The organism is Caballeronia sp. LZ033 (assembly GCF_031451265.1).
Taxonomy (GTDB): Bacteria; Pseudomonadota; Gammaproteobacteria; order Burkholderiales; family Burkholderiaceae; genus Caballeronia.
The window spans coordinates 1,651,802-1,675,716 of record NZ_JARUXQ010000001.1 but is presented as its reverse complement, the minus strand read 5'-3'; the positions used below and the strand labels follow the sequence as shown (position 1 = coordinate 1,675,716).

The window sequence follows — 23,915 nt, the reverse complement described above, 5'->3', positions numbered from 1 at the left end:
CTTGAGTCAGGGCGTATAACCGTCCGTCAGCGTGTTCATGAACGCGATGATGTCGTGGATGTCGTCGTCGGTCATGGCGGGCTTGTCGCCTGGCTTGCGGTCGAAGGGCGCATCGGTGACGTCGATGTTCGCCTGATACTGCGGCGGCAGATCGTCGTATTGCTGCGGCTTGCCCGCTGCGTCCAGCGGATAGATCTGCGCCGGGTCCGCGCTGCGCAGGTTGTAGAAGTTCATCACCTGCTTCAGGTCGTGATACACGCCGTTGTGAAAGAACGCATGGCGCGTCCCGACATTGCGCAGCGTAGGCGTGAGGAACATGCCGCAGTACTGCGTCAGCGTGGCGGCGTCGGAGCGGAAGGGCCCGCACACGCCCATGTCGTAGAACTTCGGGTCGCGGTTGATCGGCAGGTCGCGGTTGCGCGGTACGCCGAGCGCTTCGTATTGCGTGTCGGTGAACAGCGGCGGCAGATGATCGGCGGTCGGCTTGCTCAGATGGCAGCCGGCGCAGTTGGCCTTGTCCGGATCGTTGAACAGGCGCAGGCCATGCAGCTCCGCCTGCGTGAGCCGCGTCTTGCCTTGCAGCCAGTAGTCGTACTTGCTCGTGAAGCGATGGAACGACGGATCCTCGAACTGATAGCGACCCACCGCGAACATGGCTTCATCGACGAGCAGGTCGGGCTGGTTCACGATGCGCTCGCCGAACAGCTGCTTGAACTGGTCGAGGTACGGCGCGTTCATCAGCTTGCGCGCGACTTCGTCGGGACTGTGGTTCGCCATCTCGACGGGGTTCAGCATTGGCCCGAGGGCCTGGTCCTGCAGCGTGCTCGCGCGGCCGTCCCAGAACAGGCCGCCCTGCGGCACCAGCGCGGGCGCGGCGGGCGCGACGCCGGCCGTCTTCGCCGCGCGTTGCGTGCCGGCCGCCGCGGTGGCCAGCTGGTCGAGCGAGACGGGCGCGGCGTCCATGTCGTTCTGGTCGGGGCCGATCGAGAACGGCGCCTGGCGATACAGATAAGCCAGCGACGGCGGCGGCCGGTAACCGGCCTGGGTCATGTGCTCGCCGCCCAGCTGCACCGAAAGATTATTGGGCGGGCCATACGCGTGATCCGGGTTGTGGCAGGACGCGCAGGACTGCTTGCCCGATGCCGACAGCGACGCGTCATTGAAGATCTGCTTGCCGAGCAGGGCCACCGCGCTCAGCGGCTGGGTCGGCGGAACGTGCAGCGCCACGGGCTGCGGATTCGCGCCGGTGAGATCCTCGACCAGCGTGCCGACGGACAAGGGCACCCGCTCCGGATAGACGAGCGCATAGGCGGCGAAGGCGGCGCAGGCCGCCGCGGCGATCGCGGCGGACCAGCCGAGCACGCGCGGCAGCAGGCGCGGCGCGGCGCCGGCGGAGAGCGAGGGCGGCAGGGCTGGGTTTGGAGAGCTCATGACGATGGAGATGAAGAGAGGCTTGAAAAAAAATCATCGAGCCGGCGCGTCGGGGCGCCGTCTCGAGCCGTGGCGAAAGCGGTTGCGCGCCCCGCCTTCACGTGTCAGATGACGCAAGGCGGAGGGCAGGGCGCACGGCCGTGTTTCAGCTCCCGGCGGGCGCGGCGGCGAGCTTCGTGCCGAGGCTCGGATCGAGGAACACGGTCGAGGCATTGCCCGTGCCGTTCAGGTCGAGCATGCCGCGGATGTCGCCGGCCGTCGCATCGAACGAACCGGCGCCGAGACGCGCGCCGCCGAGCCAGTTGTCCTCGATGAAGCGCACGACCGAAGCCTGCGTGATCGGCGTATGGTCCACGTAGTTGACCTTGGCCCACGGCGAGATCATCAGGAACGGCGTGCGCGTGCCCGGACCGCAACGGCCGTTGACCTGGCCGCCGTTGATGCCGAGCGGCTGCGTCGCGCCCGTGCCGGTGCACTCGCCCTGGCCCGACAACTGGTCCGCGCCCGTGAAGGTGGCCGTGCCGACCTTGGTGACGAGGGACTTGTCGAACGAGGAGAACTTGACCGTCGGCACCACGTGGTCGTACCAGCCATCCGAGTCGTCATAGGCCACCACGACGAGCGTGTCCTTCCAGTCCGGCTGCTGCTGCAGGAAGTTCGTCACCTTCACGACGAAAGCCTGTTCGTCGAGCGGATCGGAATTGCCCGGATGGCCGTCGCTGATGGCGGGCGCCTTCAGGAAGCTCACCGACGGGAAATTGCCTGCCTTCACGGCCGTGAAGAAGTCATCGACGTCGTACTGGTGATGCACCGGCGTCGCGGTGTTGTCGAGCGTCGGCTCGGTGTAGCCGATCATCGCGGTCGTCGTCGGGCGCTGGTGCGTCGGATTGGCCGTCGAGGCGTAGTACTGGAACCACGCGTGATGCTGCACGTAGTCGGCGGGCGCGGTGCCGAGCACGTCCGACCACGTCGAACGCGCGCAGCCCGTCGTGCCGTTGGCGTTGACGGTCTGCAGGTTGAAGCCGCCCATGAAGCCGCCCCAGGTGATGCCCGCGCCGTTCAGCAGGTCGCCGATGTTCTTGCCGCCCATCATGCCGGTCGGGCCGGAGGTGGCGCCGAGCGCGGCGGTCGTGCAGACGTCGGTGGTCGGGTCGAGGTCGCCGATCATCGTGAAGCCGCCCTGGCCGTCCGGAATCGCGTTGCCGGTCGTCGCCGACGGGTTCTTCGGGTTCGGCGTGACGGTCACGCCCTGGTTCTGGCCCGAGACCACTTCGATCGCGCCCGGCGTCGACGGGCCGAAGGTGTCGGTCCATGCGTTGTCGTTCATCGCGTAGTTCTGCGCGAGATTCCAGTACGCCGTGACGGTATTGCCGTCGAAATAGCCCAGCACCTGCGCCGACGAACCGAACTGCCCCGTGCTGCCCGTGATGATCGAGCTGGCCGACGTGAAGAGCGGGAACGCGTCCATCTTCAGGTTGTCGTCGGCGAGCTGCTCGGGACCGTAGCTGTGGTTCTGGCTCTTGGTGTTGGCCTGCGAGCGGTCGAGGCGGAACGGCTGCGCGGTGGTGGTCGTCAGCGCGACGTTGCCGACGCTCGGCGGCGTGGTCGTCTGGCCGTTGACCGTGGCGGCGACGATGTTCGGCGAGCCCGGTTGCGCATTCGGATTGGCGGCGCCGGTGAGTCCGGCGGCGGCCAGCGTGGCGATGTCCCTCTGCGTGCCGGCGGCGGCGGTGAAGCTGGGCTCGCCAGCCACGTTCTTCGCGTTCGGGTAGGTGGCGAAGTAGTGATCGAACGAGACGTTCTCGCCGAAGATCACGACCAGATGCTTGATCGGGGTGGCGGTTTTCAGCGCATCTTGCGCGGAGACGGCGGGCGTGGTGGCTCCGCCCGAATCGTGCGAACTGCCGCAGGCCGCCATGGCCAGCAGCGCCGCGACCGAGATCGCACAGGGAAGGATGGTCTTATAGGACATTCGTTGGGGGCTCCAGATTGCCGCACAGCGCTCCAGGACCGACAGGCTGGAGTGGCTGGTTTATTTTTGAATGGATTTGCAAGCGCGCTTCAAGCCGGGACTTGGAGCACCGGAATTGAAACATTTCAATATGGCGAAGCCGGGACGAATTCCTTACTGGTATTTACATACGGTTTTATTACTTCCTGGTTTCTTTTATTCGCTTCGCCTGATCACATCTGAAAGAATGCGGATAAAAGAAGAGCGGCGTGCAATGCGTCGCTTGGGCTAAGGCGCCGAAGCGCATCCCTGGACGAAGGCGTGGCCAGCGTAATTCTCGGCTTAGTCTCGAGGCCTATCGTGGCGTCTGTGCCCGGCGGCATAGGCGAGATCGAATCGGCAGGGCATTGGAAGACAAACTTTCAATCAGCATCCCGACAAGCAGAAGAATCAATCAGCCGCCCGACCGCGCCTTGCAATTCAACATTCATATTACTTACGAAAGCCTCGCTGCCTCTGCCCGGCGCGAAACCCGACGTGTCACTTCGTCGTGAATCGCATTTATCTCCGTGATCAATCTGAAAGGAATCAGCATGACTCTCAGCGTCGAAATCATCGCCATGGTGCTCGTCGCCGGATTGTTGTGCGGTTTTTTGAATACCGTGGCGTCATCGGGGTCCGCCGTGTCTTTGCCCATCCTGATGTCGATCGGTCTTCACGCCGCCACGGCGAATGCCACCAACCGCATTCCGGTGCTCGTCGGCGCGCTCGCGGCGACGGTCGGAATCGCGCGCAAAGGCGTCATCCCGTGGCGCCGCGCGCTCAAGGTCGCCGCGCCGCTCGCGCTCGGCGCGGCCGTCGGCGCGCTGGCGAGCGAGCATCTTCCGGGACACGACCTGCGCAAGGTCATCGTGGGCGCGGTGATCGTCGCGCTGATCCTGATCTTCACCAAGCTCAAGAGACTGCTGAACGCCGCCGGAGACAGCGAGTTCCGCTTCGACGCGAGAACCGTGGCGCTGCTCTTCGTCGTGGGCATCTGGACCGGCTTCATCGTGCTCGACTCGGGAACCTACATGCTCCTCGTGCTGGTGCTCGCGGCGGGACTGACGCTCGTCGAAGCCAACATCGTCAAGAACTTCGCGACGCTCTTCACGACCACCGCCGCCATGCTCGTCTTCATGCAGCACGGCAACATCGACTGGCGCGTCGGCGGAATCATGGGGCTCGGCAGCCTGGCGGGCGGCCTGATCGGCGCGCGCATCGCGGTGTCCGAGCATGCGCGGCGCTGGATCGTCGGCTTGCTGGTGACGGTGATCATCGGCGAGCTGCTGCATCTGGCCATCCCGGCGCACTGGTTCAGCGACGAACTCATGCCCGCCATCAACCTGTATGCGTCGATCCTGACCGGCCGAGCCGGCTCATGACGCCCAAAGGCAAAGTTCGTATGGAATGGTCAGGCCGGACTTTGTCCCGGCGATGTGCGCCTTTGCGTTGCTTCACCCCGTCATAAGCGCTACTCTCGATCCGGTCCTGAACGTCGAACGCGGTTCAACCCGGAGGCAACCGTTTCGTGAAGCGAGCATGGGCTTTCTCATTCGCCGTCGCCCTGAGCGCGGCGCTTGCCGGATGCGGCAAGGGCGGATCGCAGGACGCGACGCAGAACGCGGGCGCATCCGCGAGTCAGGCGCCGGTCCAGCTCGGACCGGTCGCGAGCGGCGTCTCCGCCGCCTCGGGCGCGCAGGAGCATGGCGCGCCGGCCACCATCCCGAAGGCGCAATTGCCCGGCGAAGCTGCCGAGACCTTGCGCCTGGTCCAGTCGGGCGGGCCTTTTCCGTTTGGCGAGGACGGTGTCCTGTTCCGCAACAGCGCGTCATTGCTGCCGCAGCACGCGCGCGGTTACTACCACGCCTACACCGTCCGCACGCCCGGTGCGGCGGACCGGGGCTTGCGCCGGATCGTATGCGGCGGAGCGCGCAAGCAGATTCGCGACTGCTATTACACCGACGATTACTACGCGAGTTTCAAACGCATCGGCGATTAGGAGAGAGAGCCGGGTTGGTTCAAACCGGCTTGCTCGCGGCCGATTGCTGATAGTTCGCGATGCCGAGCTTGTCGATCAGCCCGATCTGTATTTCCAGCCAGTCGATGTGCTCTTCGGTTGCATCCAGCAACTCGACCAGCAGTTGCCTCGACACAAAATCCCGCACTGACTCGCAATAGACGATTCCGCTCTTGCATTGCGACTGCGCCGCCCGTTCGAGCGCGAGATCGTTTTTCAAGGCGTCGAGCGTCGTCCTGCCGATGTTGAGCGGATGCAGATCCTGCAGATTCGGCTCGCCGTCGAGCATGAGGATCCGTTCGATCAAGCGGTCCGCATGCGTCAGCTCGTCCATCGACTCCGCGTATTCATGCGCGCCGAGTTCCACCAGTCCCCAGTGTTTGTACAGGCGCCCATGGTGCAGGTATTGATGCACCGCAGTCAGTTCGTTCTTCAATTCCGCATTCAGAAGCTCGATAACTTTCGGATCGCTTTGCATGATTTTGCTCGCCGGTGACTCGTGTGGAAAGCATATACGCATTCGCTTCATCGCTTCGCCTGCGCATTCGTTCCTGTCCAGCGCCGAGTGCGAGGTCATTCACACAAATAAGAATCATTCGCGATAACTCCGAAAAATTGTTATAGTCCAGCCCGAATTGATGGGGAGCGACCGCGGGGGCAACGGATTTCATCTCTACGGGCGTAGCCGGGTTCATCACGAAGTCAATCTAAAAGGACAGGCCAGACATGCAAGGGCGTCGGGGACGGCAGGCAACGGGTATCGGGCACGGGAAAAAGCAGCGACAGATAGCGTGTGCAGCATGGCTGATGTTCGCCGGCGCGGCGCACGCGCAGGATCCGTCGGCTGTCACGACCAGCGAGCCGCAGTTGAAACCCGTGATCGTGACGGGCGAGCGTGATCATGAAACCGCGACGAGCCATGTCGAAGGCTATGTGGCCAGACAGTCCGCCACAGCCACCAAGACCGACACGCCGATCATCGAAGCGCCGCAGTCCATCTCTGTCATCACGGCCGACCAGATGCAGGCGCAAGGCGTGCAGAACATCGGGCAGGCGTTGCGTTACACGGCGGGCGTCATCGGCGAGCAATTCGGCGGTCTCGACACCACGGTCAACTACTACACCGTGCGCGGCTTCCAGAACACCATGCCGTTCGTCGACGGCCTCTCCACGCAGACCTTCTTCACCGTGCTTTCGCCGTCCTGGGATCCCTACGGCCTCGAGCGCATCGATATCCTGCGCGGTCCCGCATCGGTGCTGTACGGGCAGACCGTGCCCGGCGGCATGGTCAACCTCGTCACCAAGCGTCCGACTGCCGAGCCGTTCCACGAGGCCTCGATCGAAGTGGGCAGCCGCGGGCTCGTGGGCGGACAGATCGACGTGAGCGGCCCGGTGAACCGGGACGGTACGCTCCTGTACCGCTTCACCGCCGACGCCAGCAGCGCAAGCACGCAGACGGCGTTCGTGCAGGACAAGCATGTGTTCGTCGCGCCCGCGCTGACCTGGAAGCCGAATGCGGACACGACCTTCACCGTGCTCTCGCATTTCAGTTATCGCGACACGGGCAATCCGAACGCGGACTTGCCGGCGATCGGCACGCTGTATCCGAGTCCGTATGGCCGTATCGGCACCGGCACCTTCGACGGCGAGCCGGAATTCAGCCAGTTCAAGCGCACCGAAGCCGCGATCGGCTATGAGCTGGAACATCGCTTCAGCGATATCCTCAAGGTCCGCCAGAACCTGCGCTATCTGCACGCGCATCTCGACCAGAAGACCGTCGGCGACGCCGGGCAGGAAGACGATCTCGCGACCATCGACCGCTATGCGTATGCCGCGAAAGCCAGCGCCGACATCTTCACGATCGACAACAACGCGCAGTTCCGCTTCGGCACCGGACCGGTCGAGCACACGGTGCTGGTCGGCGTGGACTATACGCATTCGGTCGACCGCTGGGCCGAGCGCGATGCCTCCGAGGTGCCGCCGCTCAATCTCTATGCGCCGGTGTATGGCGGCGCGGGCAGTATCGTGTTGCCGGATACGGCGGACTTCAGCCAGAAGGACACGCTGAATCAGGTGGGCGTGTACGCGCAGGATCAGATCCGCTTCGGCAAGCTGGTTGCCACGTTCGGCGTGCGGCAGGACTGGACCAGCACGAAGCAGTTCGACCGGATCGCCGGCGTCAACGCGGCCGACAACGACGCCAACCGCTTCACCTATCGCGCGGGACTCGTCTATCTGTTCGACAGCGGCTTTGCGCCCTATGTGAACTACGCGACGTCGTTCCAGCCGGGACTCGGCATCACGTACGACGGCTCGCCGCTCAAGCCGACGACCGGACAGAGCGTCGAAGTGGGCGTCAAGTATCAGCCGAAGAACCAGAAGAGCTTCGCGATGCTGTCGCTCTACAACATCAAGCAGAAGAACGTGGTCGAGCCGGACTTCGTGCATACCGACGGCAACTTCGTCGACCAGACCGGCGGCGTGCGGGTGCGGGGCATCGAGTTGTCGGGCGTGGCGGACCTGGGCGCCGGCCTGAGTCTTACCGCCGCCTACACCTACATGAGCGGCGTCATCACCGACAGCGACGAAGGCTATGCGGGCAATCGCGCGGCCAACGTGCCGCATCACATGGCCAGCCTGTGGCTCGACAAGACGCTGCAGGGCGGCCCGCTCAAGGGTCTGGGCTTCGGCGGGGGCGTGCGCTATATCGGGCCGCAATACGGCGACCAGGCCAACACGCTGAAGCTGTCCTCGACCACGCTGTTCGACGCCGCGATCCATTACGACATCGAGCGCTGGCGCCTGTCGGTCAATGCGCAGAACCTGTTCGACCGCATCTATGTGAATTGCCAGAGCGACACGTATTGCGCTTATGGCTTGCGACGCAGTGTCATCGGGCGAGCCACGTATCAGTGGTAGGCTGGGCGCCCCCCATCAGGTTTCCCTGTCATGACCCGGCGATCCAGCGTACGCACGTGGTATCTCGTTCATACCTGGACGAGTCTCGTCTGCACGGCGTTTCTGTTGCTGATCTGCCTGACCGGCTTGCCGCTGGTGTTCTCCGACGAGATCGATGCGTGGCTCGAGCCGCACACCTATGCCGCGCTGCCCGCCGACGCGCCTCGCGCCACGCTGGACCGGCTCGTCGGCATCGGCGAGCGGCTGTTCCCGAAGGAGGTGGTGACCAACGTGTTCATCGACGACGACGAACCGCAGGTCTACGTCTGGATGGCCCCGTCGTTCGACGCATTGACGCGTGACCGGGACGTCGCGCATTTCATCCGCTTCGATGCGCGGACGGCGTTGGTGCTGGAAGTGTCGAAACCGGAGGGCCAGCAGCCCACGCGCTTCATGAGCCTGATGCTGTCCCTGCATCGCGACCTGTTCATGGAACTGCCCGGCGAGCTTTTTCTGGGGGCGATGGCCGTGCTCTTCGTGAGCGCGCTCGTATCGGGCGTCGTGCTGTATGCGCCGTTCATGCGCAAGCTCGCATTCGGCACGATACGGCGCGACCGCAACGCGCGCCTCAAGTGGCTGGACTGGCATAACCTGCTGGGCATTGCGGGGTTCGCGTGGATGCTCGTCGTCGGGGCGACGGGCGTGATGAACGAACTGACCACGCCGCTCTTTGCCCTCTGGCAGCGCACCGATGTCGAAGCGGCGCTCGCACCCTGGCGCGGCGCGCGGCCGCCGATGCAAGCGGAACTGCGGCCCGTGCAGGAAGCGCTCGACACGGCGCGTCGCGCGACGCCGGACACGGTTTTCACGAGCGTCATGTTTCCGGGCAATCCGTATGGCACGCCGCATCACTATCTGGTGTGGGGACATGGCACGCGTCACCTGACGTCGAAGCTGTTCGAGCCGGTGCTCGTCGATGCCCGTTCCGGCGCGCTCACGCCGATGCCGCCGATGCCCTGGTATCTGCGCGCGCTCGAAGTGTCGCGGCCGCTGCATTTCGGCGACTACGGCGGGCTGCCCTTGAAGCTGCTCTGGACGCTGTTCGATGCGCTCACCATCGCGGTGCTCGCCAGCGGCCTGTTTCTGTGGATTGCGCGCCGCAAGACGCGGGATCAGCGGCTGAAGCACCTGATCGCCGTGCACGAGCCCCGTTCCCGCGGGGAGCCCGCGCCTGTCATCCCGGACGTGCGACATGAATGACGCCCGCAAGATCTGGACGATACCGCTGCTGCTTGCAGCCCTGACGCTGTTCGGCCTGTTGTCGGCGCTGCTCGGCACGGGCGTATGGCACGCGCTCGCCTGGCTGGCGCTGGCGGTTCCGGTGGCGGTCGTGCTGAAGGTCGGACTGACGGTTGGGCTGAGGCGGCGGCCTCGATGAGGTCAGCGAGGCTCCGGGCCGCAACCCGGCGCCTCGCGTCATCATCAGAACGCGTCGGTCATGCCCATCGCCGGATCGGAGACCGAATGACGGCCGGTCTCCATGCGCCCCGCGATACGTCGATAGAAGCTGCGGTCCGTGCTGCTGGTGATCTCGAAGTCATACCAGAAGCCGGTTTGCGCAAGATTCCAGAACAGCGCCACCGGCAGCAGGCCGCCCGTGCTGACCGTCCACGTGTGGCCGGGGCCGAGGCTGTCGGTGCGCGGGAACGGCGCGGGTGCGGGCCAGGCGCCGAAGCCGGCGGCCGCGAAGCCGTCGAAGCCCGACGGACCGCGTCCGAAGCCCGGCAACGGCAGACCCGGAAACGCCTGCAGCGCGCCATAGACCCGGTTGGACTTCACCGTGAACTGGGCCAGTCCCGCGCCGTCATTGCGCAGTTGCAGATGCAGGTTGCCGGTCAGCGTGCCATAGCCCACGCGAATCTCCAGGTTGCTGCTCCGATGTCCCTTCAGCGCAGACAGATCGCCCTTGAATTCGCGATGCCAGCCATTCGGACCCAGTACCCAGAGATCGTACTTGCCGAGGTCGGTGGAGGCGGGGGTCCAGAGGTCGTCCAGCGTCCTGCCGGGTTCGACGGCGTAGCGCTTCGGCAGGCGGTCCAGATGCAGCTTGTCGTACACGTGGAACACGGCGCCCTGGCGGCCCGTGTTGGCGAACAGCAGCTTGACGCCGCCGCTGGATGCATCGACGTGCGCGCTCGCATGCAGCTCGTACGGCAGCGCGCGCGACGGACGAAAGCCGTTCGCCTGCGCCGGCATGCCGCGAGCGGCGTCCGGCACGATTTGCCCGAGCGCCTGCTGCGTGGCGCGCAGCGCATCGGCGTCGGCCTTGCTCTTTTCGCCGGCGAGCGTCGGCAATGGCTCGCTGTTCGGCGTCGCGAAATTGAAGGCGGTCGTGAGGTCGCCGTTGATCAGCCGTCGATATGACGAGATGTTGCTTTCCTTGATGCCGAAGCGCGCCTCGAGGAAGCGCAGCACCGAGGTATGGTCGAAGGTCTGCGAGTTGACCCAGCCGCCGCGGCTCCACGGCGAGATGACCCACAGCGGCACGCGCGGACCCGGACCATACGGCTTGCCGTCCGGTGCGGCGGGCTGGCTGTCGGGCGCGGCGCCGGTGTCGGCGCGCGTGACGTAGGGATGCGTGAAGTACTCGACGCCCAGCTCGCTGCCCGAGAGCGTGGTCTTGCCGGCATAGCTGCCGTCACCGTTCGGCGACGGCACCGCCGCGGGCGGGACGTGATCGAAGAAGCCATCGTTCTCGTCGAAGTTGACGAGCAGCACGGTCTTGCTCCACACCTCGGGCACGGCGGTCAGCGCGTCGAGGAATTGCTGCACGAACCACGCGCCCTGCACCGGGCTCGACGGGCCGGGGTGCTCGGAGTAGACGTCGGTCGGCACGACCCACGACACCTCCGGCAGACGGCCGTTCTTCACGTCGTCGGCGAAGGCTTCGACGAAGGTGCCGTTCGTGTTCGGATCGGCGTCCGTGGTCGGAATCGTGATCGCATAGCCCTTGATGAGCGGCTGGGCCGCGGCATCGGCCGGGTTGTAGACCGGCTCGGCAGCCTGGGTGAGGGACGTGTTGACCTGGCGCGCCGCCGGCAGCGCCTCGTTGGCCTGGCGGAACTTCCTGAAGCCCAGCAGCGGGTTGCAGCCGTAGGTGTTGATGATGTTCTGGTACACCTTCCAGCTCACGCCGGCTTCTTCGAGACGCTCGGCGGTGGTCTTCCAGTCGAAGTACGCCGACGCCGACGACGCCACGGTGTAGTCGCCGGTGAAGTTGTTCACGAAGGTCTTGCCGTAGGCCGGGCCATTCGTGCCGGTGGAGTGGAACATCCGGTTCGGATGCGTGCCGCCGAGGAACGCGCAGTGGTAGTCGTCGCAGATCGTGAAGGCTTCGGCGAGCGCGCGCTGGAAGGGGATCTCGGCCGTGTCGAAATAGCCCATCGTCTGGTTCTTCTTCGACACCGGCCAGGCCGCCATCCGGCCGCCGTCCCACGCGGCTTGCGTGTCGACCCAGCTGTGCGGCGTGCCGGTGACGCGTTGGGCATTGCCGCGCGCTTCGTCGAGATGGTAGGGCAGGTCGACGTTGCCGCTCGCGTCGAGCTGCTGCCATACGTTGCGGCCGTTCGGCAGCGGGATCGTGAAGCGATCGCCATAACCGCGCACGCCTTTATAGGTGCCGAAGTAATGATCGAACGCGCGGTTTTCCATCATCAGTATCACGACGTGCTTGACGTCCTTGATCGTGCCGCTCTCGTGATGCGCGGGTATCGCGAGCGCGCGGCGGATGCTGGGGGGAAACACGCTGAGCGCGGCGGCTGACAGGCCGGCCGTGGCCGTGCTCTGGAGAAACTTGCGGCGGGAGTTCACGGGGGAAGTGCTCCTTCTCGTTTGGCTGGAGGCAATGAGCGTCGAAACCTTCGATAGCGTTCACCGCAGCCTGTCCGCCCGGCGCACCGGCATGGCTTGTCACGGCCAGGCTGCGTGAGCCGGCCGCGCTCCATGCTCGATGTCGCCCGGGAAGGAGACTGCCTGCCGAGACCCCGCTCGTGGAAGCCCAAGGACGTCGTGTTGCACGTATTGCATGCCCGTAACCGTCAGTACGGTGACTGTCAGCTCCGGGTGACTGAGGAATATAGGGGACAAGGATGACGGAATGGTGTCGATAACGGGATTCGGCGTCGTCCCGTTCAATGCATGGCGCGCGCGGGACGCTGCTTGAAGGTGAACGCGCAGACGAGCATGAAGCCCATCAGGGCGAGGGACGCGCCATAACGGTTCAGTTCGAGTCCGCCCTGGGCCACGGGTTTGTCGAGGAAGTCGCCGAGGACTGCACCCAATGGCCGCGTCAGGATGAACGCGCTCCAGAACAGGAACGTGCGCGACACGCGCGTCGCGTAGAAGGCAATGGCAATGACCACGAGCAATGCGCCGAAGATCAGCGCGGCGCCGGTGTAGCCGAGGCCGGCGTCATCGGCGGTCCGGTCGCCGAGCGCGGTGCCGAGCGTCTGCGAGAACATGATGGTCACCCAGTAGAACATCTCGGCGCGCGGCGATGACACGGTCGCGATCGATACCGATCCCGTCGCGCGATACCAGACCGCGAGCGAGAGCATGAGCAGCGTCAGCAGCAATGCACTGCCGCCGGCGTAACCGATGCCGAGCGAGCGATCGGCGAAGTCCGCGAGCGTGGTGCCGACGGTCGTCGTCGCGACGATCGTGAACCAGTAGAGCGCGGGATGAAAGCGGCGCGCCCTGATCTGCGCGCTGACGGCGACGATGAACACCGCGGCGAAGATGCACGTGCCCAGCAGGTAGCCGAGTTTCATGGACATGGAGACGGCATCGCCGGCGGTTTCGCCGAGCGTCGTCGCGGCAATCTTGATGAGCCAGAAGCCGAAGGTGACCTCGGGGACCTTGGCCGTGACCGCAGGGTGTTTTTGCATGAGTGCTCCGCTCAGGGACAGGGATGTGTCGTTCATGGAGGAGCAGAGAGCTTAGTGAGCGATCGCTTATGAAAGGCTTAGGGTCGCGTGCGGTCTCGTCAATCCCGTCGCTTGACACCTTCCTTCAAGCCGCATTTCAAGTCGGTTTCATGCATGCGTTTTTTCGCTTCAATGCGCATGGCTAAGCTTCCCTTAAGGACGGCAACCTCAAGCTTGTCGGTGACTCGGTGTTCATGCGTTCACGCAACCAAGGTTGCGTCATTCCGGAAGCTTCAAATGAGCCTGCCTCAGCCCGGCGCCATTCGAGCGAATCTCGTCCTCTTCGCGATGTCGGTGGTAGTCACCGAGAGCGGCGCGCTGATCGTGCTGGCGTGCGTCGGACATCCTGGATGGATGGCGGCCATCGCCACCCGGAGCGTCATCCTGTGCCTGTCGGGCATGCTCTGGCGCTTCGTCAGGCACCGTGCGCGCACGGCGTTCGAAGACGCGCGCGACAGCGGGCAGGTGGTCTGGCAGCGCGATGGCGTCAATAGCCGCTTTTGCGTCAGCAAAGCGTGCCGCTCAGGATGGCTCGTGCAACTCCACAGGGAAGCGAGCGGAACAGAAAAGCGGGCGGATAACGTCGTCATTCATTCCTGAGTCTTGTGAAGCACCCAGGTTCCCCGTCCACGCGGGCAGTCCTTACCGGACTGTCTTTTCAACCCGGCGCATGCCGGGTTTTTTTCGTCGTGCGCCGCGTCGATTCCGGGGCGAGACGAGGTCCATGCAAAGTTTGAGCCTAATAAGAATCATTCCCATTATCCCACGAAAATTCTTACGAACACTTAGCCGCAGCTTTCAGTGTTGCGTGGGCAGCCTTGCCGCACAACGGGCGGAGAAATCTTTTTAAAGACCCGTTTACTCCTCGGTTAACAAACATTACACTTCGCGCCGATAGTTAATGCGAAACATTCGCATTAACCAGGTCTATCGCGGCTTCGTTCGCGTCAGTGCGCCTCACGCAATGTGAGGCTTCAATCCTTCACACACAGACACCATGCCCGCTCTGCTCAAGACGCGGACGCGTTTGCTCGCGTCCGTCGGTGCGCTTTATTGCGCCAGTTTCGCGTTGCCTTCCCACGCCCTCGCGCAGGCCGCGCCGGACGCCCCCGAACCCGCGTCATCGACCTCCGCTACGCTGCCCGCCGTCAGGGTGAACGCCAGTGCCGTGCAGTCCGACATGCAGACGAAGGCGCTGCCGTCGTACAAGTTCACCGCGCCTCTGCTCGACACGCCGCGTTCCATCACCGTCATTCCGCAGGAACTGATCCGCGAGACCAACGCGACGACCTTCGCCGACGCCCTCAAGACCGTGCCGGGCATCACCTTCCTCGGCGGCGATGCGGCGGCGAATCCGTCGGCGGACCGGCCGGTGATCCGCGGCTTCGAATCGCGCAATTCGATTTTTGTCGACGGCATCCGCGACTCGGGCGTGCAGAACCGCGAGACTTTCGACATCGAGAACATCACGGTCATCAAGGGTCCGGATTCGGTGTATGCGGGACGCGGCTCGGTCGGCGGTTCCATCGACATCGAAACGAAGATGCCGAAGAACGAGGACTTCATCAACGCGGGACTCGGCATCGGCACGGACGCCTACAAGCGTCTCACGCTGGATGCCAACCACACATTCGGCGACGGCAACGCATTCCGCTTTAACGCAATGGGCTACGACGCCAATCAGGCGGGCCGCAACAACGTGTACAGCAAGCGCTGGGGCGTGGCGCCTTCGGTGGCGTTCGGCCTGAACAGTCCGACGACGGTCACGGTCAGCTACTACCATCTGAACTCGTACGACATGCCGGACTTCAGCGTGCCGTTCCGTTCGACCGGCGGCACGCCGATCAACAGCGACCGCAGCCAGTTCTACGGCTTCAACGATCGCGACTACCGCTACGGCCAGACCGATACGGGCGAAGTGCGCGTCGAGCATCGCTTCAACAACGACCTGAAGCTGCGCAACACGACGATGTTCGGCCGCTCGACGCTCGATTACGTCGCCACCAATCCGCAGTTGCTGAACGCGACCTCGAACATCCTCGGCCTGCAGGCTAAGAGCGGCAAGTACGCGACCAACAGCATCACCAACCAGACCGAACTGACGGGCAAGGCGACGCTGCTCGGCATGCAGCACACGATGACGGGCGGTGTCGAATTCAGTCACGAGCGCAGCCTGTACGAGGGCTATCTCGTGGCGGACAGCGCGGGCAACAACATCCGTTCGAACACGCCGTGCAACGTGCCGTTCAACTGCACGCCGATCAACGCATGGAATCCCGACAACCCGTGGCTCGGCAGCATCCTGCTGAACGGCGACAAGGGCTTCCCCGGCGCGGCGACGCATACGCAGACCAACACGGCATCGGCGTACCTGTTCGACAGCGTGAAGATCACTGACCAGTGGCTCTTCAATGCGGGCGTGCGCTTCGACCGCTTCGACGTCACGGCGACGCAGCAGGGCGCGAAAGACCTGACGAACGATTCGAACCTGTTCAGCTATCAGCTGGGCCTCGTCTACAAGCCACTGCCCTCGGTGAGCCTGTACACGTCGTACGGCACGTCGGCGAACCCGCCGGGCGCGAACTCGGGCCTCGGCGGCGGCACCGACCAGATCACCGCGACCAACCAGGATCTTTCGCCGGAGCGCAGCCGCAACATCGAAGTGGGCGCGAAGTGGGACGTGCTCGACCGGCTCTCGATGAACCTCGCGCTGTTCCAGACCGACAAGACCAACGCACGCGTGAGCGACGGCCTGGGCGGCCTGATCAACGCCGGGCATCAGCGCGTGCGCGGCGTGGAAGTGGGCACGGCGGGGAACATCACGGGCAAGTGGAGCGTGTTCGGCGGCTATTCGTATCTCGACGCGATCACCGTCGATGCCGGCGCGGCCAGCGCGGCCTCATCCGGCCTGCCGATGGTCATGGTCCCGAAGCACAACGTCGCGCTGTGGTCGTTCTATGACGTGCTGCCGAAGCTGAAGATCGGCGCGGGCGCGACCATCGCGAGCAAGACCTATGCGTCGGTCTCGCCGACGGTGCGCAAGTGGACGCCGGGGTATGCGCGCATCGATGCGGTCGCGACGTATCACGTGTCGAAAGCGGTGGACGTGCAGTTGAACGTAAACAACATCTTCGACCGCAAGTACTTCTCGACCGCCTATCCGATCTACGCGACATGGGCGCCGGGCCGCTCGGCCGTGGTCACGGTCAACTTCTATCAGTAAGCGGGAGGGAAGGGGGATCGCCGCGCGCGATCACCCCTCGAGCATGACCGTCCGGCTGAACCCGAACGTGCTGACCCGCGTGATGGGTTCACGCGTCAGGGCAACGCCCCGGAAGCCGCCGGGCATGGGCAGGGTGAGGGCGTGATCGTGGGACATCGCAGCGCTCGCCTGCCCGAGCCGCGCGCGTGCGATTCCGGCGGCCTCGGCCCAGGCCCTGCCGCCGCGCGACGCGTCGTCCGCCACGGGCGCGACCGTCAGGCCCACGCCCACTTCGCACGCCGCGATCACGATGGCGATCCAGATGCCCGCGTAGGCCACATCCACACCCAGCGGCACGTCATGGCCCGCGACCGCGACGCGCTCGAACGGCCCTTCTGTCAGCGCGACTTCCTCGGGCGCACAGGCAAGCATGTGTGACAGCGACAGGCGCAGCGTCGCGCGCGCGATGCTGAAGCGTCGTCCGATCGACGCGCGGGGATGCATGCGCGCGCGTCTGCGTTCCGCGATGGTCAGCCACTGGCCGATGTTCAACGCGGACGCGAAAGGAAAGTCGGTGGAGACGAGCCACACGTAGAGCTCGCCAGGGGCGGGTGGCGCTTGCGCCAGGGTATCGGCCTGCGTCAGATCGTAGTGCCGCCACGCGATGCCGTCGGCCCCGATGTCGAGCGGTTTGACACGCGCGGTCTTCATGCCGGCGCTCCCGTGGCGACATCGGCCACAAGCATTGAATGGTGCTGCGAGCGATGCGCGCCCGTCATGTCGGCCCTCGGACCCAAAATGGCGCATTGTGCGGACGCGGTGCTTATGGGACGCTTAAGGCGCCACTGCGCCGAAGAAAGAGCACTCACCCCCTTACCATCACGGATATCGGGCAGCTAAGCTTCCGGGTCGTGCCAGGGTCGGCACGGCGAATTGGCTGGGGAGGGCAACGTGCGCTTGCTTCTGGTGGAAGACGACGAAATGATCGGAGAGTCCGTGGCCGCCGCGCTGCGCCGCGACAACTACACGGTGGACTGGGCTCAGGACGGCCGGGAAGCCGAGTTGTCGCTCGCCAACGACGTCTACGATCTCGTGCTGCTCGACCTGTCGCTGCCGCGCCGCGACGGCATCGATGTCCTCAATACGTATCGGAGCCGGGGCGGCAACGCGCCGGTGCTGATCATCACGGCGCGCGAGGCCGTGGACGAACGAATCCGCGGCCTCGACGCCGGCGCGGACGACTATCTGCTCAAGCCCTTCGATCTCGCCGAACTCGCCGCACGCATCCGCGCGCTGTTGCGGCGGCGGACCGGGCAGAAGCATCCGGTTTTCTCGCACGGCGAACTGACGCTCGATCCTGCCGCGCACGAGGCCGCAAAAGGCGGCGTGCCGCTCAACCTGGTGCCGCGCGAGTTCGCGCTCCTTCAGTCCCTGATCGAGGAGCCGAAGCGGGTCTTCAAGCGCCGCGAACTCGAAGAAAAGCTGTACGGCTGGGGCGAGGAAGTCGGCAGCAATGCCATCGAGGTCCATGTGCACAGCCTGCGGCGCAAGATCGGCGCGGACGAGATCGTGACGGTGCGCGGCGTGGGCTATCGTCTGAAGGGGCTCGGATGACATCGATCCGGCGCTGGCTGCTCGGCTGGCTGATCTGCGGTCTCGGCGCGGCCTGCGCCATCGCGGGCTATGGCATTTTCAGCCTGGCGCAGCTGGAGGCGGGCGAACTCTTCGACTACGAATTGCGCACGATCGCGCTGTCGATGCCGAGCAACGTCGATGACACGCCCGGTGCGCACGGACGCGCGCCGGAGTTGCGCGGCATCGCGGACGACCGGCTCGTGATCGACATCTGGGACGGCTCGGGCAGGCTCGTCTATCACTCGCCGAACGAACCCGAGCTGCCGTTCCTGGGCGACGGCTTTCGTTCAGCGGAGCGCGAGGGCATTCGCTGGCGCGCCTTCGGCCACGCCGAGCGCAACCGCTTCATCCAGGTGGCGCAGCCTTCGAGCGTGCGCGAGGAACTCGCGGCCCGGCTCGCGTCACGCACGCTGATGCCGCTGGCCGTGCTGATCCCGGTGCTGATCGGCATCGTGCTGTTCGTCGTGGCGCGCGGGCTGTCGCCGGTCGGTGCGGTGTCGCGGGCGCTGGCGGCACGCTCGCCCGAGTCGCTCGACCCGATCCGCTTCGACAAGCCGATGCCCGTCGAACTGCATCCGCTCGTGCAGGCATTGAACGATCTGCTCGGGCGCGTGGACGAGGCGTCGGAAGCGCAGCGCGCGTTCATCGCCGACGCGGCCCACGAACTGCGCACGCCGATGACCGCGCTCAAGCTCCAGATCCAGGGCGCGACGAGCGACGGATCGATGCAGGTCGACCCCGTGACCCGGCAGAAGATCGAAGGGCGCCTGAATCGTGTCATCCATCTCGCCCAGCAACTGCTCAGCATGGCGCGCGAGGATGCGGCCCGCGAAGCCGCCATGGCGCCGATGAGCCTGCGCAACCTGTGCGAGGAACGCGTGGGCGACTATTCGCTGCTGGCGGAGGCGAAGTCGCTGGATCTCGGGCTCGAAGTCGATCAGGCGCGCGGCGAGCGGGACGAGTTCATGATCCACGGCGATGTCCACGCGCTGGGCGTCCTGCTGAACAATCTGCTGGACAACGCGGTGCGCCATACGCCGGCGGGCGGGCGTGTCGACGTGATCCTGCGGCGCGAACCCCGGGGGCTCGCGCTGACCGTGCTCGATACCGGCAGCGGCATCCCGGCCGACGAGATCGCGCGCGTGTGCGACCGCTTCTACCGGATTTCAGGGACGGCAGGGCATGGCAGCGGGCTTGGGCTCGCCATCGCGTCACGCGTGGCGCGGCGTCATCATGCAACGCTGGTCGTCGCGAATCGCAGCGACGTGACGGGGCTGTCCGTATCGGTGCAGGGGCTGCGCGAACTCGCCGATGCGCCGCTCGACCTCACGCCCAGACCTGCCGCGCACGCGGCCGAGTGACCGCTGCTTCCGTCGCCATCCCTCGGCGCATCTGCCTGCTAAGCATTTCATAAGCTTGCGCGCACTAGGCTCGTGGCCTTGTCCGGTCGACGAGTGTTCAGATGAAGCGCGCACCTTCCCGCTCTGCCCGCGGCCTGCATTCGCCAGGGCCGCACGGGAGCGGCACATGAGAGTCCTGCTGGTCGAAGACGGGCACAGTGGCGCCGAGCCCGTGCACCACGCGCTGAAGGATTACGGCTATGTCGTGGATCTGGTTCATGACGACAAGACGGCTTTGCTGTCCCTTTCGACGCACGTCTACGACGCCGTTCTGCTCGATGCGGAACGATCTGGCCCGGGCGGGCTGGCCGTGCTGCGCAAGGTGAGACGCGCGGGCGGCCATGTGCCCGTGATCGCGTTGACGGCGCGGGGCGCGGTCGCCGGGCGGATACGCGCGCTGAACGAAGGCGCGGATGACTGTGTCAGCAAGCCGTTCGACATGCTGGAACTCGACGCACGCCTGCACGCACTCATGCGTCGCCTCGGCGCGCACTCTGCGGCGCTGTTGACGAACGGCGTGCTGACCTTGAACCCGGCTACTCGTGAAGCCCGCTCGGACGCGGCGGCGACGCGCCTGTCCGGCCGCGAATTCGCGTTGCTGCAGGCGCTGCTGATGCAGCCCGGCGCCGTGCTGTCACGCGCCGATCTGGAAGACCATATCTATGGCTGGACCGATGAAGTCGAGAGTAATGCCGTCGAGTTCCTGATTCACACGGTCCGCAAGAAGCTGGGCGCCGAGGTCATCAGGAACGTGCGCGGCGTGGGCTGGATGGTGTCGCGGCCAGCGTGATGCAGGCGCCGCAACTCGCACGGCGCCTTCTTCTTCTATTACCCTCGCGGCTTACTGCTTGTACTTCGCCGGCACCTTCGTCAGATCGATCATGACGATCTCACCGAAATCCTGCGTCTTTCCGTCGGGCAGGAACTTCTCGCTCGGCGGGAACGGATTCGCGGCCGTGGCCATCGGTACCGTCGCGGGTTCGTCGGTGATGCCGAAGTCCGAATCGTTCGAGATATAGATCTTGGTCGGATCGGCAGGATCGACCGCGATACCCTCGACCTTGTCGTGACCGAAGTACATGCCCTTCGGATCGATGGTGGTGAAGAGCGCCGCATAGTTGAGGAACAGCGACTCCGTGCCGACCGTGATCCCCGCCGCGCCCAGCGCCTGCACGGCGGCCGGGGCATCGGCGGTGCCGGCCAGGTCCTCGATGGTCTTGCCGCCCACTTCGAGCCCGCTGGCCGGATCGTAGCTCACCGCACCGCCCGCGATCGTGGTGCCGATCAGCGGCGATTTCGGACCGACGTCCGTGGCTCGGCTCAGATCGAGCTTCCACAGGTTCTTGTCGGCGCGCGCCTTGCCGCTTGCCGTGCCGTCGACGGTGCCTTCGAAATTGCCGTCGCGTTCGTCCACGATGAAGGTACCGTCCGGCAGCGCCGTGATCTCGCTGACGGCCTGGCCTTCGGGGTTGCCCGCGCCATTCGTATGCAGGGCATACAGGTATTCGTGCACATCGTTGACCGGATCCGCGAGCGACACCTTCACGACCCGCGTGATCGCGGCCTTGCCCGAGGCAACCGCCGCCACGCCGTTCTTGTCCAGCGGCGACTGCATGATGCCGACGAGATACTTGCCGTCGGCGCTGAGCGTCAGTCCTTCCATGCCCTTGTTGGGCTTGCGCTTCCTGAGCTCGCCGGGCAGCGCCAGATCGTTGCCGGTGCTTGCCTTGGAATAGGGATTGAGGCGGAGGAGTTCCTTGCCGCTGGCATCGAAGTGGACGATGTACGGCCCATATTCGTCCGATACCCAGAAGGTGCCGTCGGCCATCGCGACCAGCCCTTCCGGATCGAGGCCGGCGTTGCTCGTCGGCAGCACGTTGCCGTTCATGTCGTAGATGGTCTCGGCGGTGCTCGCTTCCGGATTCACCCGGCCGTTCATCGGCGTGCCGTCGGCCAGCGACAGGCCGATGACCTTCGCCACGCTCGCCTTGCCGCCCGCCAGCTGGAACAGCGCGATGGCCGGCTGGAACGCTGCGTCAGGCTCGATCTTGTTGCTGCCGTCGGGTGCGGTGACGTTGGGACCGCGATCGGTCATGCCGTAGAAGTAGCCCGGCTGATTGGGCGCGGGCGTCAGTGCGGAGCCGTAGCCGGTGCCGACGATCGGCACGTTGCCCCAGTTCGTATAGGGCGCGATGTTCTGGGTGTAGAGCTGTGTCGCCTGTTTAGCCTGGGCGGCCGGGCTGTCGTCCGCCGATGAATCGTTGCCGCCGCATGCGGCCAGCGCCAACGTCACTGCCAGTGCCACGCACGTCTTGTTGTTGACCATCCCATGCACTCCTTTTCTAGTGTCGTTCTTATGAAAAGGCACAGGGTAGCGACGTGCAGTGGCAGCTTCGTGACCGGGGCATGCTGTCAGGCGTCGGAAGCAGAATGCTAGGTTTTCTTCAGACCAGCATCATTCGTCGAACAACTCATGAGGATGCTTGCTCGCAGCCTTGATGGCCGCCCGGTTCGCGAGCCAGGCCAGCGCGCAGAGCAACGCGCCCGCCGCGCCGTAGGGCGCGAATCCGAAGCGTCCGGACGCGCCGGTGCTCAGCGCGTAAGCGGGCAGCAGAATGCCCGCGGAAAGAAGAAAGTACCGCAGCCAGCGCACAGTCGATGTCCTCCGGTCGCCCGGAAGCGAGTGATTGCCCGGGCGTGGCTCATGCCAGTTGGGTCGCGGTCAGCGTGATGCGGATCGCGGCGAAACGGGCAGAGTAGCAAGTTCCAGTCCCCGTCGGTCCGGCGTGCGCTTGCTGTCGGTGTGTCAGTGTCTCAGTGGGAGATCTCGTCGAGCGTGCGATTGTTCGTGCGCGGACCGAAGAAGCCGATCGCGCCCATCACCATCACCATCGAGCCGCCGATCAGGCCGAACACGCCTTCCACGCCCACATGCCGCAGCGCGAAGGCGATCATGAAGCCCGAGAACATCGCGGAGAGGCGCGACATCGAGTAGACGAAGCCGACAGCCGTGGCGCGGATGCGCGTCGGAAACAACTCGGTCTGGTAGGCGTGATAGCCGACCGAGAGCAGGGTGCCCGACAGCGTGATGAGCACGCCGAGCAGCATCAGCATGGCAGGCGACGACTGCGTCGCGAACAGGCTGCCGAAGACCGCAATGCCGAGCGCCGAGAGCACGATCAGCGTCTTGCGTTCGATGCGATCCGCGAAGGCCATCGCAAGCAGCGGCCCGAACGGATTCGACGCCGCGATGACGAACGAGTACATCAGGCTGTGGGTGATGGTCACGCCCTTGGACACCAGCAGCGTGGGCACCCATGACGCGAAGCCGTAGAAACCGATCGCCTGGAACAGGTTGAATACCAGCAAGGTAATGGCGCGGCGGCGGTACGGGCGTTGCCAGATCTCGCCGAACCGAGCCTTGCCGGCGGCGGCGGCCGGTTCGCTGCTGTCATCGGGCGCGGGCAGTGCCTGGCCGTATTGCTGGGCGACTCTGGCTTCAAGCGTGCTCAACACGCTGTCGGCTTCGTCGAGACGGCCCTGCTGCGCGAGCCAGCGCGGGCTTTCCGGCACGCGGCGGCGAATCGCCCATACGATCAGCGCGCCCAGTGCGCCAATGATCACGACCCAGCGCCATCCGTCGATGCCAAAGGGCGCGCGCGGCACGAGCCACCACGAGAACAGCGCGACGGCAGGCACCGCCGTGTACTGCACGAGATGCACGAAGGCAAACGCACGACCGCGCAGATGTTTCGGCACGAGTTCGCTGACGTAGGTATCGATCGTCACCAGTTCCACGCCCACGCCGATGCCCGCGATCAGCCGCCACAGGTTGATGGCGGCCGCGCTGTCCTGCCAGGCCATCGCGAACGTGGCGATCGAATACCAGAGCAGCGATACGGTGAAGGTGGTCTTGCGTCCGAAGCGATCGGCGAGGCGCGTGAAACAGAAGGTGCCGATGAACAGGCCCGCGAACGAGGCCGCAACGAAGGCGCCGAGTCCGGAGAAACCGAAGAACGAGGCGGTGGTCGTCGAGTAGAGGCCGCTCTTGACCAGGCCCGGCCCGACGTACGCGGTGAAGAACAGGTCGTAGAACTCGAACCAGCCGCCGATTGACAGCATGAAGACCAGCGCCCATACCGAGCGTGTCGCGGGCAGGCGGTCGATACGCGCGTTGATGCGCTGCGATCCGCCGGCCTCCGGTGGGTTGTGCGGCGGGTTGACCCCATCGACGGGCAGGCTGGCCATCTGCATGTTCTCCTTTCCAACTTCAGTGATAGTTCTGTTGTGCAGAACCGTGTTCTGCACAACAGCATGCGTATGGTAGTCGCGCGCCTCCGGAACGAGCGACTAG

Annotated in this window: 20 protein-coding genes; 11 read left to right on the top strand and 9 right to left on the bottom strand. The window is 65.1% G+C overall.

The features are described from left to right. Positions 1–6 precede the first annotated feature (6 nt). Together QCE62_RS07845 and QCE62_RS07840 are read right to left on the bottom strand one after the other, a co-directional pair. A complete protein-coding gene (locus QCE62_RS07845; protein WP_309916268.1) occupies positions 7–1,431 on the bottom strand; it encodes a cytochrome c peroxidase in 1,425 nt (474 codons plus the stop codon). Between the two features lie 145 nt (positions 1,432–1,576). Beyond that, positions 1,577–3,403 carry an alkaline phosphatase family protein gene (locus tag QCE62_RS07840; RefSeq protein WP_309916265.1) on the bottom strand — a complete coding sequence of 609 codons (1,827 nt, stop codon included), beginning with the start codon at positions 3,401–3,403 and terminating at the stop codon, positions 1,577–1,579. Positions 3,404–3,473: 70 nt separating this feature from the next. Here QCE62_RS07840 and QCE62_RS07835 point away from each other — a divergent pair, with 70 nt between their 5' ends. From QCE62_RS07835 to QCE62_RS07825, 3 genes are all read left to right on the top strand, one after another. Then, entirely contained in the window at positions 3,474–3,674 is a 201-nt protein-coding gene (locus tag QCE62_RS07835) for a hypothetical protein (RefSeq protein WP_309916264.1), read from the top strand. A gap of 301 nt (positions 3,675–3,975) precedes the next feature. After that, positions 3,976–4,806: a sulfite exporter TauE/SafE family protein gene (locus QCE62_RS07830; protein WP_309916261.1), complete on the top strand. Its 831-nt coding sequence runs from the start codon at positions 3,976–3,978 to the stop codon at positions 4,804–4,806. Between the two features lie 146 nt (positions 4,807–4,952). Continuing rightward, entirely contained in the window at positions 4,953–5,423 is a 471-nt protein-coding gene (locus QCE62_RS07825; RefSeq protein ID WP_309916258.1) for a ribonuclease, read from the top strand. Positions 5,424–5,442: 19 nt separating this feature from the next. Here the strand turns inward: QCE62_RS07825 and bfr are convergent, their stop codons facing one another. Further along, a complete protein-coding gene (bfr, locus tag QCE62_RS07820) occupies positions 5,443–5,919 on the bottom strand; it encodes a bacterioferritin (RefSeq protein ID WP_309916257.1) in 477 nt (158 codons plus the stop codon). A gap of 329 nt (positions 5,920–6,248) precedes the next feature. Between bfr and QCE62_RS07815 the strand changes: the two genes are divergently transcribed. The 3 genes from QCE62_RS07815 to QCE62_RS07805 are packed head-to-tail and all read left to right on the top strand — an operon-like array spanning position 6,249 to position 9,777. Beyond that, positions 6,249–8,360 (top strand): TonB-dependent siderophore receptor, encoded by a 2,112-nt coding sequence (locus QCE62_RS07815; protein ID WP_309916254.1) that lies wholly within the window; start codon positions 6,249–6,251, stop codon positions 8,358–8,360. A 30-nt stretch (positions 8,361–8,390) separates the two neighbouring features. Then, entirely contained in the window at positions 8,391–9,599 is a 1,209-nt protein-coding gene (locus QCE62_RS07810; RefSeq protein WP_309916251.1) for a PepSY-associated TM helix domain-containing protein, read from the top strand. After that, on the top strand, positions 9,592–9,777 hold the full coding sequence (locus QCE62_RS07805; protein ID WP_309916248.1) for a hypothetical protein: 186 nt from the start codon (positions 9,592–9,594) through the stop codon (positions 9,775–9,777). The genes QCE62_RS07810 and QCE62_RS07805 overlap by 8 nt, the downstream gene beginning before the upstream one ends. Before the next feature lie 44 nt (positions 9,778–9,821). Here the strand turns inward: QCE62_RS07805 and QCE62_RS07800 are convergent, their stop codons facing one another. Together QCE62_RS07800 and QCE62_RS07795 are read right to left on the bottom strand one after the other, a co-directional pair. Continuing rightward, positions 9,822–12,209 carry a phosphocholine-specific phospholipase C gene (locus tag QCE62_RS07800; protein WP_309916245.1) on the bottom strand — a complete coding sequence of 796 codons (2,388 nt, stop codon included), beginning with the start codon at positions 12,207–12,209 and terminating at the stop codon, positions 9,822–9,824. 320 nt (positions 12,210–12,529) lie between these two features. Next, entirely contained in the window at positions 12,530–13,285 is a 756-nt protein-coding gene (locus tag QCE62_RS07795) for a hypothetical protein (protein WP_309916240.1), read from the bottom strand. A 276-nt stretch (positions 13,286–13,561) separates the two neighbouring features. Here QCE62_RS07795 and QCE62_RS07790 point away from each other — a divergent pair, with 276 nt between their 5' ends. Together QCE62_RS07790 and QCE62_RS07785 are read left to right on the top strand one after the other, a co-directional pair. After that, positions 13,562–13,924: a hypothetical protein gene (locus QCE62_RS07790; protein WP_309916237.1), complete on the top strand. Its 363-nt coding sequence runs from the start codon at positions 13,562–13,564 to the stop codon at positions 13,922–13,924. 397 nt (positions 13,925–14,321) lie between these two features. Then, complete coding sequence (locus QCE62_RS07785; protein WP_309916234.1) at positions 14,322–16,547, top strand: TonB-dependent siderophore receptor; 2,226 nt, start codon at positions 14,322–14,324, stop codon at positions 16,545–16,547. A 30-nt stretch (positions 16,548–16,577) separates the two neighbouring features. Here QCE62_RS07785 and QCE62_RS07780 read toward each other — a convergent pair whose 3' ends face one another. Continuing rightward, the gene (locus tag QCE62_RS07780) at positions 16,578–17,237 is read right to left on the bottom strand and encodes a hypothetical protein (protein WP_309916231.1); all 660 of its coding nucleotides are present in this window, start codon (positions 17,235–17,237) and stop codon (positions 16,578–16,580) included. A gap of 240 nt (positions 17,238–17,477) precedes the next feature. Here QCE62_RS07780 and QCE62_RS07775 point away from each other — a divergent pair, with 240 nt between their 5' ends. The 3 genes from QCE62_RS07775 (at position 17,478) to QCE62_RS07765 (ending at position 20,351) form a co-directional block, all read left to right on the top strand. Continuing rightward, the gene (locus tag QCE62_RS07775) at positions 17,478–18,140 is read left to right on the top strand and encodes a response regulator (RefSeq protein WP_309916229.1); all 663 of its coding nucleotides are present in this window, start codon (positions 17,478–17,480) and stop codon (positions 18,138–18,140) included. After that, entirely contained in the window at positions 18,137–19,522 is a 1,386-nt protein-coding gene (locus QCE62_RS07770; RefSeq protein ID WP_309916226.1) for an ATP-binding protein, read from the top strand. The genes QCE62_RS07775 and QCE62_RS07770 overlap by 4 nt, the downstream gene beginning before the upstream one ends. A gap of 166 nt (positions 19,523–19,688) precedes the next feature. Beyond that, positions 19,689–20,351 (top strand): response regulator transcription factor, encoded by a 663-nt coding sequence (locus tag QCE62_RS07765; protein ID WP_309916223.1) that lies wholly within the window; start codon positions 19,689–19,691, stop codon positions 20,349–20,351. 51 nt (positions 20,352–20,402) lie between these two features. Here QCE62_RS07765 and QCE62_RS07760 read toward each other — a convergent pair whose 3' ends face one another. The 3 genes from QCE62_RS07760 to QCE62_RS07750 form a co-directional block, all read right to left on the bottom strand. After that, entirely contained in the window at positions 20,403–21,887 is a 1,485-nt protein-coding gene (locus QCE62_RS07760; protein ID WP_309916220.1) for an esterase-like activity of phytase family protein, read from the bottom strand. 129 nt (positions 21,888–22,016) lie between these two features. Beyond that, positions 22,017–22,214: a hypothetical protein gene (locus tag QCE62_RS07755; RefSeq protein WP_309916217.1), complete on the bottom strand. Its 198-nt coding sequence runs from the start codon at positions 22,212–22,214 to the stop codon at positions 22,017–22,019. 161 nt (positions 22,215–22,375) lie between these two features. Beyond that, entirely contained in the window at positions 22,376–23,815 is a 1,440-nt protein-coding gene (locus tag QCE62_RS07750; protein ID WP_309916214.1) for an MFS transporter, read from the bottom strand. Positions 23,816–23,915: the final 100 nt, after the last annotated feature.

What these genes read in the sequence shown, in the direction of transcription:
- QCE62_RS07760 (WP_309916220.1), bottom strand. Translation starts at nt 21,887, where the DNA reads ATGGTCAACAACAAGACGTGCGTGGCACTGGCAGTGACGTTGGCGCTG.
- QCE62_RS07780 (WP_309916231.1), bottom strand. Translation starts at nt 17,237, where the DNA reads ATGAAGACCGCGCGTGTCAAACCGCTCGACATCGGGGCCGACGGCATC.
- QCE62_RS07750 (WP_309916214.1), bottom strand. Translation starts at nt 23,815, where the DNA reads ATGCAGATGGCCAGCCTGCCCGTCGATGGGGTCAACCCGCCGCACAAC.
- QCE62_RS07795 (WP_309916240.1), bottom strand. Translation starts at nt 13,285, where the DNA reads ATGCAAAAACACCCTGCGGTCACGGCCAAGGTCCCCGAGGTCACCTTC.
- QCE62_RS07835 (WP_309916264.1), top strand. Translation starts at nt 3,474, where the DNA reads ATGGATTTGCAAGCGCGCTTCAAGCCGGGACTTGGAGCACCGGAATTG.
- QCE62_RS07770 (WP_309916226.1), top strand. Translation starts at nt 18,137, where the DNA reads ATGACATCGATCCGGCGCTGGCTGCTCGGCTGGCTGATCTGCGGTCTC.
- QCE62_RS07810 (WP_309916251.1), top strand. Translation starts at nt 8,391, where the DNA reads ATGACCCGGCGATCCAGCGTACGCACGTGGTATCTCGTTCATACCTGG.
- QCE62_RS07765 (WP_309916223.1), top strand. Translation starts at nt 19,689, where the DNA reads ATGAGAGTCCTGCTGGTCGAAGACGGGCACAGTGGCGCCGAGCCCGTG.
- QCE62_RS07785 (WP_309916234.1), top strand. Translation starts at nt 14,322, where the DNA reads ATGCCCGCTCTGCTCAAGACGCGGACGCGTTTGCTCGCGTCCGTCGGT.
- QCE62_RS07840 (WP_309916265.1), bottom strand. Translation starts at nt 3,403, where the DNA reads ATGTCCTATAAGACCATCCTTCCCTGTGCGATCTCGGTCGCGGCGCTG.
- bfr (WP_309916257.1), bottom strand. Translation starts at nt 5,919, where the DNA reads ATGCAAAGCGATCCGAAAGTTATCGAGCTTCTGAATGCGGAATTGAAG.
- QCE62_RS07790 (WP_309916237.1), top strand. Translation starts at nt 13,562, where the DNA reads ATGAGCCTGCCTCAGCCCGGCGCCATTCGAGCGAATCTCGTCCTCTTC.
- QCE62_RS07830 (WP_309916261.1), top strand. Translation starts at nt 3,976, where the DNA reads ATGACTCTCAGCGTCGAAATCATCGCCATGGTGCTCGTCGCCGGATTG.
- QCE62_RS07845 (WP_309916268.1), bottom strand. Translation starts at nt 1,431, where the DNA reads ATGAGCTCTCCAAACCCAGCCCTGCCGCCCTCGCTCTCCGCCGGCGCC.
- QCE62_RS07815 (WP_309916254.1), top strand. Translation starts at nt 6,249, where the DNA reads ATGTTCGCCGGCGCGGCGCACGCGCAGGATCCGTCGGCTGTCACGACC.
- QCE62_RS07805 (WP_309916248.1), top strand. Translation starts at nt 9,592, where the DNA reads ATGAATGACGCCCGCAAGATCTGGACGATACCGCTGCTGCTTGCAGCC.